This is a genomic window from Mycobacterium gallinarum, assembly GCF_010726765.1.
GTDB classification, from domain to species: Bacteria; Actinomycetota; Actinomycetes; order Mycobacteriales; family Mycobacteriaceae; genus Mycobacterium; species Mycobacterium gallinarum.
The window spans coordinates 3,700,816-3,714,902 of the sequence record NZ_AP022601.1 but is presented as its reverse complement, the minus strand read 5'-3'; the positions used below and the strand labels follow the sequence as shown (position 1 = coordinate 3,714,902).

At 63.7% G+C, this 14,087-nt stretch carries 16 protein-coding genes and 1 pseudogene; 11 read left to right on the top strand and 6 right to left on the bottom strand.

The window, feature by feature from the left end; translation table 11 throughout:
- The first annotated feature begins 44 nt into the window (after positions 1–44).
- Positions 45–812: a winged helix-turn-helix transcriptional regulator gene (locus G6N42_RS18145; protein ID WP_163730948.1), complete on the top strand. Its 768-nt coding sequence runs from the start codon at positions 45–47 to the stop codon at positions 810–812.
- A complete protein-coding gene (gene mshD / locus G6N42_RS18140; RefSeq protein WP_174262104.1) occupies positions 809–1,714 on the top strand; it encodes a mycothiol synthase in 906 nt (301 codons plus the stop codon). The genes G6N42_RS18145 and mshD overlap by 4 nt, the downstream gene beginning before the upstream one ends.
- Here mshD and G6N42_RS18135 read toward each other — a convergent pair.
- The gene (locus tag G6N42_RS18135) at positions 1,711–3,009 is read right to left on the bottom strand and encodes an FAD-dependent oxidoreductase (protein WP_163730945.1); all 1,299 of its coding nucleotides are present in this window, start codon (positions 3,007–3,009) and stop codon (positions 1,711–1,713) included. The genes mshD and G6N42_RS18135 overlap by 4 nt on opposite strands.
- 140 nt (positions 3,010–3,149) lie before the next feature.
- Here G6N42_RS18135 and G6N42_RS18130 point away from each other — a divergent pair, with 140 nt between their 5' ends.
- Positions 3,150–3,611: an ArsI/CadI family heavy metal resistance metalloenzyme gene (locus tag G6N42_RS18130; RefSeq protein ID WP_163730943.1), complete on the top strand. Its 462-nt coding sequence runs from the start codon at positions 3,150–3,152 to the stop codon at positions 3,609–3,611.
- 18 nt (positions 3,612–3,629) lie between these two features.
- Here the strand turns inward: G6N42_RS18130 and G6N42_RS18125 are convergent, their stop codons facing one another.
- Together G6N42_RS18125 and G6N42_RS18120 are read right to left on the bottom strand one after the other, a co-directional pair.
- The gene (locus G6N42_RS18125) at positions 3,630–4,238 is read right to left on the bottom strand and encodes a sigma-70 family RNA polymerase sigma factor (RefSeq protein ID WP_163730940.1); all 609 of its coding nucleotides are present in this window, start codon (positions 4,236–4,238) and stop codon (positions 3,630–3,632) included.
- 91 nt (positions 4,239–4,329) lie between these two features.
- Positions 4,330–4,689 (bottom strand): Rv2640c family ArsR-like transcriptional regulator, encoded by a 360-nt coding sequence (locus tag G6N42_RS18120; protein WP_163730937.1) that lies wholly within the window; start codon positions 4,687–4,689, stop codon positions 4,330–4,332.
- A 95-nt stretch (positions 4,690–4,784) separates the two neighbouring features.
- On the opposite strand from G6N42_RS18120, the gene G6N42_RS18115 reads away from it, so the two are divergent.
- The 4 genes and pseudogenes from G6N42_RS18115 (at position 4,785) to G6N42_RS18100 (ending at position 7,830) form a co-directional block, all read left to right on the top strand.
- Positions 4,785–5,261, top strand: coding sequence for an ArsI/CadI family heavy metal resistance metalloenzyme (locus tag G6N42_RS18115; protein WP_163730932.1), 477 nt, complete (start codon positions 4,785–4,787; stop codon positions 5,259–5,261).
- Between the two features lie 49 nt (positions 5,262–5,310).
- Positions 5,311–5,679 carry an ArsR/SmtB family transcription factor gene (locus G6N42_RS18110; protein ID WP_163730929.1) on the top strand — a complete coding sequence of 123 codons (369 nt, stop codon included), beginning with the start codon at positions 5,311–5,313 and terminating at the stop codon, positions 5,677–5,679.
- Positions 5,676–6,773 (top strand): annotated as a pseudogene (gene arsB, locus G6N42_RS18105) (ACR3 family arsenite efflux transporter); the annotation flags it as partial. The gene G6N42_RS18110 and the pseudogene arsB, both read left to right, overlap by 4 nt.
- Before the next feature lie 271 nt (positions 6,774–7,044).
- Positions 7,045–7,830, top strand: a complete 786-nt coding sequence (locus G6N42_RS18100) for a bestrophin-like domain (RefSeq protein ID WP_163730925.1) — start codon at positions 7,045–7,047, stop codon at positions 7,828–7,830.
- Positions 7,831–7,874: 44 nt separating this feature from the next.
- Here the strand turns inward: G6N42_RS18100 and G6N42_RS18095 are convergent, their stop codons facing one another.
- A complete protein-coding gene (locus G6N42_RS18095) occupies positions 7,875–8,570 on the bottom strand; it encodes an arsenate reductase ArsC (RefSeq protein WP_163730922.1) in 696 nt (231 codons plus the stop codon).
- 13 nt (positions 8,571–8,583) lie between these two features.
- Entirely contained in the window at positions 8,584–9,261 is a 678-nt protein-coding gene (locus G6N42_RS18090; protein ID WP_163730919.1) for an arsenate reductase/protein-tyrosine-phosphatase family protein, read from the bottom strand.
- Positions 9,262–9,487: 226 nt separating this feature from the next.
- Here G6N42_RS18090 and pstS point away from each other — a divergent pair, with 226 nt between their 5' ends.
- Genes pstS through pstB form a run of 4 tightly spaced genes read left to right on the top strand, consistent with a single transcriptional unit; the run spans position 9,488 to position 13,361 of the window.
- The gene (gene pstS / locus G6N42_RS18085; RefSeq protein WP_163730915.1) at positions 9,488–10,618 is read left to right on the top strand and encodes a phosphate ABC transporter substrate-binding protein PstS; all 1,131 of its coding nucleotides are present in this window, start codon (positions 9,488–9,490) and stop codon (positions 10,616–10,618) included.
- 13 nt (positions 10,619–10,631) lie between these two features.
- A complete protein-coding gene (pstC, locus tag G6N42_RS18080) occupies positions 10,632–11,678 on the top strand; it encodes a phosphate ABC transporter permease subunit PstC (RefSeq protein ID WP_163730911.1) in 1,047 nt (348 codons plus the stop codon).
- Positions 11,675–12,577, top strand: coding sequence for a phosphate ABC transporter permease PstA (pstA, locus tag G6N42_RS18075; RefSeq protein ID WP_163730907.1), 903 nt, complete (start codon positions 11,675–11,677; stop codon positions 12,575–12,577). Before pstC ends, pstA begins: the two co-directional genes overlap by 4 nt.
- Before the next feature lie 7 nt (positions 12,578–12,584).
- Positions 12,585–13,361 carry a phosphate ABC transporter ATP-binding protein PstB gene (gene pstB / locus G6N42_RS18070; RefSeq protein WP_163730904.1) on the top strand — a complete coding sequence of 259 codons (777 nt, stop codon included), beginning with the start codon at positions 12,585–12,587 and terminating at the stop codon, positions 13,359–13,361.
- A 20-nt stretch (positions 13,362–13,381) separates the two neighbouring features.
- Here pstB and phoU read toward each other — a convergent pair whose 3' ends face one another.
- Positions 13,382–14,047 carry a phosphate signaling complex protein PhoU gene (gene phoU, locus G6N42_RS18065; RefSeq protein ID WP_163730901.1) on the bottom strand — a complete coding sequence of 222 codons (666 nt, stop codon included), beginning with the start codon at positions 14,045–14,047 and terminating at the stop codon, positions 13,382–13,384.
- Between the last annotated feature and the right edge of the window lie 40 nt (positions 14,048–14,087).

The following is a 14,087-nucleotide window of genomic DNA, read 5'->3' as shown; positions in this document are numbered from 1 at the left end:
ACATTGTTGTCCAGGCGAGGTCCCCACGGCTGTTGGAGGGCCAGTTGGATCTACTGCTACTGACCGTTGACCCCAATCCTGAGTCCGTGCTGCCTTCGTTGGCGCTGCTCGCGCACAACGTACGTACCGCGCCGACAGAGGTTTCCTCATTGTTGGAAGCCGGCAACGCGGATGTGGCGATCGTCGACGCGCGTACCGATCTGGCCGCCGCGCGTGGGCTGTGCCGCCTGTTGGGCACGACCGGTACGTCGGTGCCTGTGGTGGCCGTCGTCAACGAGGGCGGCCTGGTGGCAGTCAACGTCGAATGGGGTCTGGACGAGATTCTCCTGCCGAGCACCGGACCCGCCGAGATCGATGCGCGGTTGCGCCTGCTGGTCGGGCGCCGCGGCGGCACGGCCAATCAGGAGAACGTCGGCAAGATCAGTTTGGGCGAGCTCGTCATCGACGAGGGCACCTACACCGCGCGGCTGCGCGGCCGGCCGCTGGACCTCACCTACAAGGAATTCGAACTCCTGAAGTATCTGGCACAGCATGCGGGCCGGGTGTTCACCCGTGCACAGTTGCTCCAGGAGGTGTGGGGTTATGACTTCTTCGGCGGCACCCGCACGGTCGACGTTCACGTGCGGCGCCTGCGGGCCAAGCTCGGTACCGAATACGAGTCGCTGATCGGCACTGTGCGCAACGTCGGCTACAAGGCGGTTCGGCCCGCGCGGGGCCGGACCCCGACGCCGGCTGCGTCCGACGAAAGCGGCGACCTCGACGATTACGACGCGGTGCCCGAGGCGCTCGCCGACCCGCTGCACAGTCAGTGACCGGTCGGGTCATCGACTGGCGCACCGGCCTGTCCGCAGACGATCAGCGTCGCATTTACGAGCTCATCGACGCGGCCACCAGGGCCGACGGAGTCGCGCCGGTCGGCGATCAGGTGTTGCGTGAACTGAGCCACGACCGCACCCGGCACCTGTTGGCTGTCGACGGCGCAGACATGGTCGGGTATCTCAATCTGACACCTGCCGACGAACAGGCATCGGCGATGGCCGAACTGGTCGTGCACCCGTCGGCCCGGCGTCGCGGCCTGGGGTCGGAAATGGCGCAGCAGGGGTTGAGTGAGGGCGGTGACGGCGCCCAGATCTGGGCGCACGGCAACCTCGAGGCCGCGCGCGCCACCGCGGCGTCGCTCGGCCTGTCCGTCGTCCGGGAGCTGCTGCAGATGCGTCGGCCACTGACCGACCTGCCTGCGACGACCATTCCCGACGGCGTGCGTATCGCCACTTATTCAGGGCCCGCCGACAATGCGGAACTGTTGCGCGTCAACAACTCCGCGTTCGCCTGGCATCCCGAACAGGGGGGCTGGACCGACGCCGATATCGACGAGCGCCGCGGCGAAACGTGGTTCGACCCGAGCGGGCTCTTCCTGGCGCTCGACGAGACGAGCGGAAAGCTGTTGGGCTTCCATTGGACGAAAGTCCACAATGCCGATCTCGGCGAGGTGTACGTCGTCGGCGTCGACCCGGCGGCGCAGGGTCGGGGACTCGGTGCCGCGCTGACGCTCATCGGGCTGCACCACCTCGCCGGCCGGTTGTCAGACAGCTCGGAAGGCGCGGTCATGCTTTATGTCGAAGCCGATAACTCGGCGGCCGTAAAGACCTACGAGCGACTGGGTTTCGAGGTCTCCCACGTCGACGCGGTTTATGCCGTGGGCGGGTCGTCTTAGCCGCACCCACTCGTTGTCAGCTTGTGGTCGGCTCCCACCGCCTCGGTTTGGGTCTTGAGGCCGCAGGCCGATCCGCCCTGCGGAAGGACCAGCTCGACACGCGAGGCGGCTTCGTGGTCGCCGGCGAGTTCGGCCACGACGGAGCGGGCCTGCTCGTATCCGGTCGCCAACAGCAGGTTGGGCGCGCGTCCGTAGCTCTTGGCGCCGATCGCATAGAACCCGTGCTCGGGATGCGCGAGTTCCGCAGCGCCGTGCGGAGGCACCGAACCGCACGAGTGAACGTTGGGATCGATCAACGGCGCCAATGCGCGCGTGCTCTCGACCCACGGATCGAGGTCCAGGCGCACCTCGCGCAGGAAGCTGAAATCGGGTCGTAGTCCGGTCGCCGCGACGATCTCGTCGAACGGCCCGACCGCGCGCCCCTCCGGAGAAACCAGCATGATGCCCAACTCGTCGACATGGATTCGTTCGGTACGGAATCCCGTTTCGAGCTGGACCCGTCCTGAGGAAACCAACTGGTGCGCGTCGGCACCGAGCTTGCCCCGTTCGGGTAGCCGGGCGTCGACCTCGTTCCCGTAGACCCGCTGATCCTCGCCTCTGCGCACGATCCAGGTGATCGTGGTGTCGGGCGCCCGCTCGGCCAGAAGCGACAACTCCCGGATCACGTGTTTGGCCGAATGGCCGCTTCCGACGACAGCAATTCGCCGCTCCGCATAACGATTCCGGTCGGCCCCGAGGACGTCCGGAATGCCGTAGCTGATCCACTGGGCTGAATCCTCTTCGCCGATCGCCGGTATACCCTCGGCGCCAACCGGATTCGGGGTCAGCCAGGTGCCGGTAGCGTCGATGACGGCACGCACCGGTGTCCGCGTCATGCCTGCCGGTCCGCTGGTGGTCACGATGAACGGCCGTTCCTCGCGCTCGTCGTCCCGCAGCTTGTCGACACCCTGCCGGGTGACGCCGACGACCCGATGGCGGAGCCGGACATTCGGCGCGATCGCGTCCAGCTGTGCCAACGGCGTCAGGTACTCATCGACGATGTCTGCCCCGGTCGGAAAGGCGGCCGGATCCGGGGAATTCCACCCGTGCGCCTTGAGAAGTCGTTGTGCCGCGCGATCCAGGTCGGTTCGCCACGGCGAGAACAGGCGCACGTGACCCCAGCGACGGATGCTCGCGCCGACGGAGTCACCCGCTTCGAAGACGACGAAGGGGAGTCCTCGCTCGGTCAGATGAGCGGCTGCTGCCAGCCCAACCGGACCCGCTCCGAGGACAGCTACTGGGAGTTGTGTCGACATGATGTTTCTCCTTATGTGGTGGACGTTCACGGGTACTGACGCTTGTTCACCCAAAAGGACGCACGACGGCACTTCGGTGCGTCCCGTTGAGCTTGGCGTCGTCATTACAGGTGTCAATCACCGACTCTGAAGGAGTGACCATGTCCACCAGTCGAATCCAACTCGCGCTCAACGTCGACGATGTCTCTGCCGCGATCGAATTCTACGAGAAGATGTTCGGCGTGCCCGCGCACAAGGTCCGCGACGGTTATGCCAACTTCGCTATCGAGAACCCGCCGTTGAAGCTGGTGCTCATCGAAAAGCCGGGAGCCACAGAGCATCTGAATCATCTCGGAGTCGAAGCGGCCAGCGCCGATGACGTCGCCACGGCGATGGAACGCTTCGAGGCAGCCGGCTTGGACACCACCGTCGCGGAACAGGACGTCTGCTGTCACGCCACACAGGACAAGGTGTTCGTCACCGCGCCTGACGTGCCACTCGGGTGGTGGGAGTTCTACAGCATCAGCGACGACAACCCGGCCAACCCGGATGGTGAGTCGAACTCCGTGTGCGCAAAGAACTGCGCAGCCCAGGACAACACGGAAAGCACCTGCTGCGCATAGCCGTCAGCCGGGCTGCGGTCAGTCCTTCGCGCAACCGCAGCCCGGTGCCGGCTCGTAATCGATTGGCACGCCGCGGCCGTCGAGGGTGAGCGCACAGCACTGCCCCAACAGCTCGGCGAGTCGCCGGCGGCCGCGCTGTACTCGGGACTTCATTCCGGACAGCGAGACCCCCGCCTGCTGCGCGGCAGCGGCTTGGGTCATCCCGGCCAGATCCACCATCTCCAACGCCTCACGTTGGTCCGCCGACAGTCCCTTGAGCAGCGGCCGTAGGCACGCAGAAAGCTCACGCACCGCGGTGGGTTCGTCCTGATCCGTGAATGGCTCGATCAGGTGGTCCCGAAATGTCGGTGTGAGCTGTTCTCGACTGCGGCCGGCCCGGCGGTACTCGTCGATGACCGCGTTTCGCGCAATGCGAAACACCCAATTCGGCAGCAGCTCTCGATCGTCGAGTGAGGCCACGTTCTGGTGGATGCGCAGCAGGATCTCGGCGACGAGGTCGTCGGCTCGGTCGGGGTCCGCAATACGTCGTCGCACGAACCTTCGCAGCTGCGGCAACATCTCGCGCCACATTTGTTCGGTCGGCTGCAGCGCAGCCGCAGAGTCGGTCTCCATCATCTCGGCGCTCATGACCGCCGTCCTTCCGGCACCCGAACGGGCGCCCCGCAGTATTGACGACGGTAACCCCGAAAGGACGCAACTGGCACCGGATTGCTCCCGGCTAGCTGCAGCAACTCGGGTCGAGGACAGCGCACAGCGCGACCAGCGAGTCGCGCCGCGCACGGTGATAAACGTTCATGCCCCGACGATCCGACTCGACCAGTCCCGCTTTGCGTAGTTGTGTCAGGTGATGGCTCACCGTCGATTCGGTCAGCAGCACCGCATCTGCCAGATCCCCGCTGTTCAGTTCGCCGGTCGGCGCGCTCAGCAACAACGCCATCAACTTCACTCGCGCGGGGTCGGCGAGGGCCTTGAGCCGTAGGGCTACTTCGAGCGCTGCGGCGTCGTCGACGGGACCCGCGGCGACCGGGGCGCAACACACGGGGGCGGACATGTCGATCACGGGCAAGGCCTTGGGCATGAGTCCATCTTGCCAGCAGTGTTGACATATATCAAAAAGGTGGGCATGCTGGCGATGTCCGGTAGTTTGATATATGTCGTACTCCAGGAGGTACCATGTCCCGAGCTCAGCTCGCCCTCAACGTCGACGACCTCGACGAAGCGGTGACGTTCTACTCGAAGCTGTTCAACGCCCAACCGGCCAAGCGCAAGCCCGGCTACGCCAATTTCGCGATCGCCGAGCCTCCCCTCAAGCTCGTCCTCATCGAGAACCCGGGGCACGGCGGCACCCTCAACCACCTGGGCGTCGAGGTCGAGACCAGTGACCGGGTGCATGAAGAAATCGCCCGCCTGTCCGGTGAGGGGCTGTTCACCGACGAAGAAATCGGCACCACCTGTTGCTTCGCGACGCAGGACAAGGTCTGGGTGTCCGGCCCGGGCGGTGAGCGATGGGAGGTCTACACCGTGCTCGCAGACTCCGAGACTTTCGGAAGCAGTCCGCGCGCCACGGAAGCGGCAGACGAGTGTTCGTGCGGTACTGCCGAGGAACACGCAGAAGAAGAACCAGCCAAGGCCAGTACTGCCTGCTGCTAGCGGTGGGCGTCGGTTTGCCTACTGATTCGATATCAGTCAATATCGATATATGTCGAATCAGGAAGCGTCTTCGGAGGCCTGCTGTGTGCTCGAGCCGTTGGTACGGGAACCCCTGACAACGGCTCAAGCGACGGAAATGGCGTTGAAGTTCAAGGCGTTGTCCGACCCGGTGCGGCTGCGCTTGCTGAGCTCTGTGGCAAGCCACGCCGGCGGCGAGGCGTGCGTGTGCGACATCTCGCCCGGACTCAAGGTGTCGCAGCCGACGATCTCGCACCACCTCAAGGTGCTGCGAGATGCGGGGTTGCTGACGTCCGAACGGCGGGCTTCCTGGGTGTATTACACGGTCGTGCCCGAGGTCCTCGGGTCGTTGTCGTCATTGTTGAGTGTCAGTGCCGACGCGGCGGTGGTGCGGGCATGACCGACAAAGTTCAACAGCGTCACGCAACGGCGCCGCCCGTCGTGGCGAAGTTGTCGACGCTGGACCGGTTCCTCCCCGTCTGGATCGGAATCGCGATGATCGCCGGCCTGCTGCTCGGCCGCTGGATTCCGGGACTCAACACGGCCTTGGACAAGGTTCAGATCGACGGCATCTCGCTGCCGATCGCGCTCGGTCTGCTGATCATGATGTACCCGGTGCTGGCCAAGGTCCGCTACGACAGACTCGACGCTGTCACCGGCGACCGCAGACTGCTGATCAGCTCGCTACTTCTCAACTGGGTGTTCGGTCCGGCACTGATGTTCGCGCTGGCGTGGCTCCTACTGCCGGACTTGCCCGAGTACCGCACCGGTTTGATCATCGTCGGCCTGGCTCGCTGTATCGCGATGGTGATCATTTGGAATGACCTTGCGTGCGGGGACCGCGAAGCGGCCGCGGTGCTCGTCGCTCTCAACTCGATATTCCAGGTACTGATGTTCGCAGTGCTGGGGTGGTTCTATCTGTCGGTGTTGCCGGGATGGCTGGGGTTGGAGCAGACCACCATCTCGACGTCGCCGTGGCAGATCGCCAAGTCTGTCCTGATCTTTCTGGGCATACCGCTACTGGCCGGGTACCTATCCCGGCGTCTCGGGGAGAAGGTCAAGGGCCGCGAATGGTACGAATCCAAGTTCCTGCCCGCGGTCGGACCGTGGGCTCTCTACGGACTGCTGTTCACCATCGTCATTCTCTTTGCGCTACAAGGAGATCAGATCACCAACCGCCCCCTCGACGTAGCGCGGATCGCCCTGCCCCTGCTCGCTTACTTCGCCATCATGTGGGGAGGCGGCTACCTGTTGGGCGCGCTGCTGCACCTCGGATACGAACGAACCACTACGCTGGCGTTCACCGCCGCGGGAAACAATTTCGAGTTGGCTATCGCCGTGGCCATCGCCACCTACGGCGCGACCTCGGGTCAGGCACTGGCCGGGGTGGTCGGGCCGCTGATCGAAGTGCCTGTGCTGGTCGCACTCGTTTACGTATCTCTTGCGCTGCGAAAGCGTGTCGGCGGCAACCACTCTGCGGCTGCGGAACCATCGACGGCTGCCAGCACCGAAGCGTAAGTGCGTTGAGTAATCCGTAGCGTCTCTCGTCGAGCTGGGAGTCGATATCAGCAGTGAAGGGTCTGATTTTGGCGCGTCCCATCCGCCTCGTGCCGCCAGCAGAGCCCGTCGCTCCGGCGTGTCATTCCCGTTCGCGCACCCAATATCGCAACGACTCCTACAGTCAAGACGTTCGCCAGCTAGAGAACTCTAGAGCGAGCGGGTAACCGCGCCCGCCCGAATTGCCTGGCGGTCGCAGGAGAGCCGAATGATTAGTCAATGGCTGGTGGCCAACCTTTCGTCGTGGGTGTTGTTGCTGGGAATCATTGTCGTCGTCGCGGGTGGAGCGATCCTCATTCAAGTATTTGTGCGCCGTCGTTTCCCCGGCCTCAAAGGTGAAGAGCACAACGATGTCATCAAGTTTGCTTTCGGGGTGGTCGGATTCGTGTTCGCGTTCTTCCTCGGCTTCGTCGTATCCGCCATGTGGGGACAGATCGGCGACGCGGACGGAAGAGCGCGTACCGAGGGGGCAGCGGGGGTGCAGCTTGCCAGAACTGTCACAGTGTTCGACCAGCCTGATGAAGATCGGATTCGAAAGGCGCTGCTCGAATACCAGCAGGCAGCGCTAGTCGAGTGGCGCGAAATCGCCCAGGGCGGCGCATACCCTGACGCGGACGAGGCTTTTACGCGACTGTATGCGGCCTATGAAGAAGTTCAAGCACGCACCGACGCGCAAAAGACAATACTTTCAACCTCTTTCGGCAATCTCGACAGCGTCGGGCAGGCACGTACACAGCGCTTGGCGCAAGCGCAAACTGATAATGGGCCGCCCTGGTCGCTGTGGGCGGTCATCTGGCTGACCAGCGGCCTGCTCCTGGCCTGCGCAATCATTTACGATGTCAAGAAACCCGCCACCCACTACACGATGGTTGCGATTCTGGGCATTTTGGTGGCTGTGAACCTGTTCCTCGTCGCGGAACTCTCACACCCATTCATCGGTGAAATCGGAACGTCCTCGGAACCACTGCAACAGGTCATCCGACAGTTGTCGTGAGGTCGCATCCCCGCGAGGATGCGCCGGCAGGGTAGCGCAGAGGGTCACGCACGAGCCGGCACCTCGAGTTCCGTCAGCAGCGCTCGGACCCGACGCTCGATCTCGTCACGGATGGGACGTACGGCGGCGACGTCTTGTCCGTGTGGATCTTCGAGGATCCATTCCTCATAGCGGCGGCCCGGAAATATCGGGCAGGCGTCGCCACAGCCCATCGTGATGATGACGTCCGCGGCCCTCACGATTTCATCCGTCCACGGCTTGGGGTATTCGCCCGAGATGTCGATGTCGCGCTCGGCCATGGCTTCGACGGCTGCCGGGTTGACCAACTCGCCTGGCTCGGAGCCCCCGGACCACGCGACCGCCCGATCGCCGGCGAGGTGAGTGAAGAATCCCAAAGCCATCTGCGACCGGCCGGCGTTGTGGGTGCACAGGAACAGGACGGTCGGCTTTCCGTCGCCCGATTTGCCCTCTGCCCGCGCGAGCGCGCGGAGTCGTTGCCGCGCAAAGCGTTCGGCCAACAACGGAAGGAAACGGGGCACCGTCGCCCGGCCGGCAAATTGGTCATAGGACGAGTGCAGGAACCTTTCGATGGTTTCCACCCCGAACACGCCGTCGAATTCCCTCTGGAGTTGGCCGGCCGCCGTCTTCATCGCCAGACGCTGGTCGATGGAGAGATCGCTACGGAGATGGTGCTCAGTGATCTCAGTGAGCTCAGTGATCTCAGTGATGTTGTCGGTCATGGCTTCTCCTGAACTAGGCGGGCTGAACATCGGGGACCAAGCGGTCGATTCGGGCGGTGAGTTCCCGTACCGCACCATCGAATGCGGACGCGGCCGCGGTGCGGGTCGGATCGCTGATCGACCAGTGGATGCGGGGTAGTTCAGCGGGAAGCTCCTCATGCGCGTTGTCGCACACCGCGATCACCAGGTCGTCGATGGCCAGGACGTCACCTAGATAGCGCGGCTTGACCGCGCGCATCGACAAGTTGAAGCGTTTTGCGGCGGCAACTGCGCCGCGATGCACTTGGGGCGCGGGATTAGTGCCGGCTGAGGTAGCGGGTAATTCGCTGCGCCGGTTCCAGATTGCGGCGGCAAGCTGGCTGCGGGCGGAGTTGTGGGTGCAGACGAACACGATGCGACGAGCACGATGGTGGGCTGATGGCAGCAGACCGTCGAGCGCCGCATGGTTGAGCCTGAGGTACGTCCGTCGCCCGTCGGCTTCTGACCGGGTCTGTCGTACGACCCCCGCGTTCTTGAGTACGGCGAGGTGATGCGCGAGCAGGTTGGAGGGCACTGACAACATCGCACGCAGTTCTGACGGGGACGCATCGGCATTCAGCAGGTGGTCGACGATCGTCAGTCTGGCGGGATCGGATAGTGCGGCGAAAACCGCCGTACGTTGAGTTAAGCCGGAAGTTGCATCAACAGACATTGACTCAATATCTACTGAGATGAATATCGTATGTCAACTCGTCCAGTGGAAATGTCGCCTCGAGCCCCTTGCCGGTTCATCTTCCGTTCACTATCCGTAGGCAAGTGATTAACGACGTGCGCTTAGGTTCTCAGCCGAGCAGCAACCGGTCTGCTTGACGCGACGTGTGTCACGGCGGGGGCCAGTCGGCCCGTGCCAGCGTCTACCTGTTTCACAAAGGAGCTTCGTGAAGGCCAATCGAACTGGTGCCGCGCTGAGCCTGCTGGCCGCCGGAACCTTGCTGCTGTCGGCGTGCGGTAGCGACGACAACACGTCTTCGGGATCGGGATCTGACAGTGGGTCGACACCGGCCGGTGACTGCGGCGGCAAGGAATCGCTCAAGGCCAGTGGCTCGTCGGCGCAGGCCAATGCGATGACGCGCTTCATCAATGCTTACGAGAAGGACTGCCCCGGCTTCACGCTGAACTACACCTCGAGCGGCTCGGGCGCCGGTGTCTCGGAGTTCATCGGTGGACAAACCGACTTCGGTGGTTCCGACTCGCCGCTCAGTGCCGAAAAGGGCGAGGTAGAGAAGGCCAAGGAGCGGTGCGGCGGCAGCGACGCGTGGAATCTGCCCGCCGTCTTCGGGCCCATCGCCGTCACCTACAACGTCGCCGGCGTCGACAACCTCGTTCTCGACGGACCCACTCTGGGCAAGATCTTCAACGGCACGGTCAAGACGTGGGATGCCCCCGAGATCAAAGCCTTGAACGAGGGCGCCAGCCTCCCGGCTGAGCCGATCAACGTGATCTTCCGCAGTGACGAGTCCGGTACGACGGACAACTTCCAGAAGTACCTGGACGCGGCATCGGACGGGGCGTGGGGCAAGGGTGCGGGCAAGTCCTTCGCCGGCGGCGTCGGCGAGGGAGCCAAGGGCAACGAGGGCACGTCCGCAGCGATCGCGAGCACCCCGGGTTCCATCACCTACAACGAATGGTCGTTCGCCAAGGCGCAGAACCTGTCGATCGCCAGGATCATCACCTCCGCAGGGCCGGAGCCGGTTGAGCTGAGCACCGAGTCGGCGGGTAAGGCGATCGACGGCGTCAAGTTCAAGGGCGAAGGCAACGACCTCGTGCTCGACACCGCGTCGTTCTACATGCCGACCGAGCCCGGTTCGTACCCGATCATGCTCGCGGCCTACGAGATCGTGTGCTCGAAGTACCCCGATGCCGAGGTTGCCACGGCGGTGAAGGCGTTCCTGCACTCGGCTCTGGGGAACGGCCAGACCGGTCTCGAGGAGAACGGCTACATCCCCGTTCCCGAAGCCTTCAAGGAGCGGCTGACCACGGCCGTTGACGCCATCAACGCGAATACCTAGTCAACTCCGATCCATGGCTGTGACACCAGATTCGACCGCTGTGGGTTCGTCAAACACGACGAGCCCACAGCGGGTTGGGCATACTCCAGAGAAGCCAACCAAGGATCGGAAGGGATCGGCTTTGAAGCAGGGCGAGGGACGTTGGGGCGACACCGTCTTCAAGTCCGTCGCGGTCGCCGCCGGCGCAACCATCATCGGCGCGATCGCACTGATGGCGCTGTTCCTGATCGTCAAGGCGATCCCGTCGCTGCAAGCCAACCAGGCGAACTTCCTGACCAGCACGGAGTTCCTCACCAGCGACTCTTCCAACCTGCGCTTCGGCATCCGCGACCTGTTCATGGTGACGGTGCTCAGCTCGGTGTTCGCCCTGATCATCGCCGTGCCCATCGCGATCGGCATTGCCGCGTTCTTGACGAACTATGCCCCGAAGCGGTTGGCGCGACCGTTCGGAATGCTGGTCGATCTGTTGGCGGCGGTGCCGTCGATCGTCTTCGGTCTGTGGGGCATTTTCGTGCTGGCCCCGTGGCTCACCCCGGTGGCGACTTTCCTCAACGAGAATCTCGGCTGGTTCTTCCTGTTCTCACAGGGCAACGTGTCACTGGCTGGCGGCGGAACGATTTTCACCGCGGGAATAGTTCTTGCCGTGATGATTCTCCCGATCATCACCTCGGTCACCCGCGAAGTCTTTGCGCTCACCCCACGGGGCCACGTCGAGGCCGCACAGGCCCTCGGTGCGACCAAGTGGGAAGTCATCCGGATGACGGTCTTTCCCTACGGCCGCAGCGGCATGATCGCGGCGTCGATGTTGGGCTTGGGCCGGGCGCTCGGTGAGACGATTGCCATCCTGATCATCCTGCGGACGGCAGCTCAGGCGGGCCACTGGTCGCTGTTCGACGGTGGCTACACGTTCGCGTCCAAGATCGCCTCGGCAGCAGCGGAGTTCAGCGCGCCACTGCCCACGGGGGCTTACATCGCCGCAGGCTTCGTGCTCTTCGCGCTGACCTTCATCGTCAACGCACTGGCCCGGGCCGCGGCCGGCGGAAGGGTTAGCGGAGGATGACGGCAACACTGGACCAGCCGGTGAAGGCCCCGACCTTCCACCCGGTGAGTACTGGTCGCAAGTTCAAGAATCGCCTCGCGACAACGCTTTTCACCGCATCGTTCGTGGTCGCGATGATCCCGTTGATCTGGTTGATCTACACGGTGCTGGCCAAGGGCATCGCTGCGATCACTTCGTCGACGTGGTGGAGCCACTCTCTTGCCGGCGTGCTCCCCGAGGAGATGGCCGGCGGTGTTTATCACGCTATCTACGGCACCGTGATTCAGGCCGCGATCGCCGCGGTGCTCTCCGTGCCGTTGGGCATCATGGCGGCGGTTTACCTGGTCGAATACGGCCGGGGCTGGTTCGCCAAGGTGACCACGTTCATGGTCGACATCCTCGCTGGTGTGCCATCGATCGTGGCCGCGCTCTTCATCTTCGCGCTGTGGATCGCGACCCTGGGATTCGAGCAGAGCGCGTTCGCGGTCTCGCTGGCATTGGTGTTGCTGATGCTTCCCGTCGTCGTGCGCAACACCGAGGAGATGCTCAAACTCGTCCCCGACGAGCTGCGAGAAGCGTCGTACGCGTTGGGCATTCCGAAATGGAAGACGATTGCACGCATCGTTGTGCCCACCGCGTTGCCCGGGATGATCAGCGGCATTCTGTTGGCCCTTGCCAGGGTCATGGGGGAGACGGCTCCGGTGCTGGTGCTCGTCGGCTACAGCCGGTCGATCAACATGGATCCCCTCGAGGGCAACATGGCGTCGCTGCCACTGCTGATCTACACCGAGCTGGTGAACCCGGAAGCGGCAGGCGCGCTTCGGGTCTGGGGTGCCGCGCTGACCCTCATCCTGATCATCGCGGCGCTGTACCTCGGTGCTGCATTCGTCAACCGATACCTGACGCGGAACAGAGTTTAGGAGCCTCATGGCCAAGCGGCTGGATCTCAAAGACCTCAACATCTACTACGGTTCGTTCCACGCCGTCGCCGACGTGGGATTGTCCGTCACACCGCGTAGTGTCACCGCCTTCATCGGCCCGTCGGGCTGCGGAAAATCGACGGTGCTGCGCACTCTCAACCGCATGCACGAGGTCCTGCCCGGTGCCCGGGTCGAAGGCTCGGTGCTGCTGGACGGTGAGGACATCTACGCTCCGGGCATCGATCCCGTCAGCGTCCGCAAGACCATCGGCATGGTGTTCCAGCGTCCGAATCCGTTCCCCACCATGTCGATTCGCGACAATGTGGTGGCCGGTCTGAAGCTTCAGGGTGTGCGCAACAAGAAGACGCTCGAGGAGGTCGCCGAGCGCTCGCTCAAGGGTGCCAACCTCTGGAACGAGGTCAAGGACCGGCTGGACAAGCCGGGCGGCGGTCTGTCTGGCGGTCAGCAGCAGCGACTGTGCATCGCGCGCGCAATCGCAGTGCAGCCGGACGTGCTGCTCATGGACGAGCCATGCTCAGCGCTGGATCCGATTTCGACGCTGGCGATCGAGGATCTGATCTCAGAGCTCAAGCAGGACTACACAATCGTCATCGTGACGCACAACATGCAACAGGCCGCCCGCGTCAGTGACCAGACGGCATTCTTCAATCTCGAGGCCACCGGCAAGCCGGGTCGTCTCATCGAGATCGACGTGACCGAGAAGATCTTCTCCAATCCGACGCAGAAGGCGACCGAGGACTATATCTCCGGCCGCTTCGGTTAAGCGCTTTGAGGCGAACGGCCTCAGCGTGACGCCAGCTGGTCTTCTTCTGGGAGGTTGCCGGTGGCCTGGAAGATGACCCGGCGGGCGATCTCGACCGCGTGATCGGCGAAGCGCTCGTAAAACCGGGACAGCAGCGTCACATCGACCGCGGCGGTGACGCCGTATTTCCACTCGCGGTCCATCAGCACGGTGAAAAGGTGGCGATGCAGATCATCCATCGCATCGTCTTCTTCGCTGATCCGCGCTGCCTTCTCCGGATCGCGCGTAACGAGCACCTCCTGAGCGCTATTACCCAATTCGACTGCCACTCGGCCCATTTCGGCGAAGTAGCCGTTGACCTCTTCGGGCAGCGCATGCTGGGGGTGGCGGCGGCGGGCTATCTTGGCGACGTGCAGCGCCAGGGCGCCCATTCGATCGACGTCGGCGACGATCTGGATCGCCGTGACAATAGAGCGCAGATCGCCTGCCACCGGCGCCTGCAGCGCCAGCAGCACGAACGCGGCCTCCTCGGCGCGCGTGCTCATCGCGACGATTTGCTCATGGTCGCTGATCACCTGCTCGGCCATAACGAGATCGGCCTGCAACAGGGCTTGGGTTGCACGCTCCATCGCCGCGCCGGCCAGCCCGCACATGTCGCCGAGCTGCGCAGATAGCTGATCCAACTGGTCATGGTACGCGGTTCGCATACGTCCACCCTACGGTCTGAGCAGCCGGAACGTCACGGCG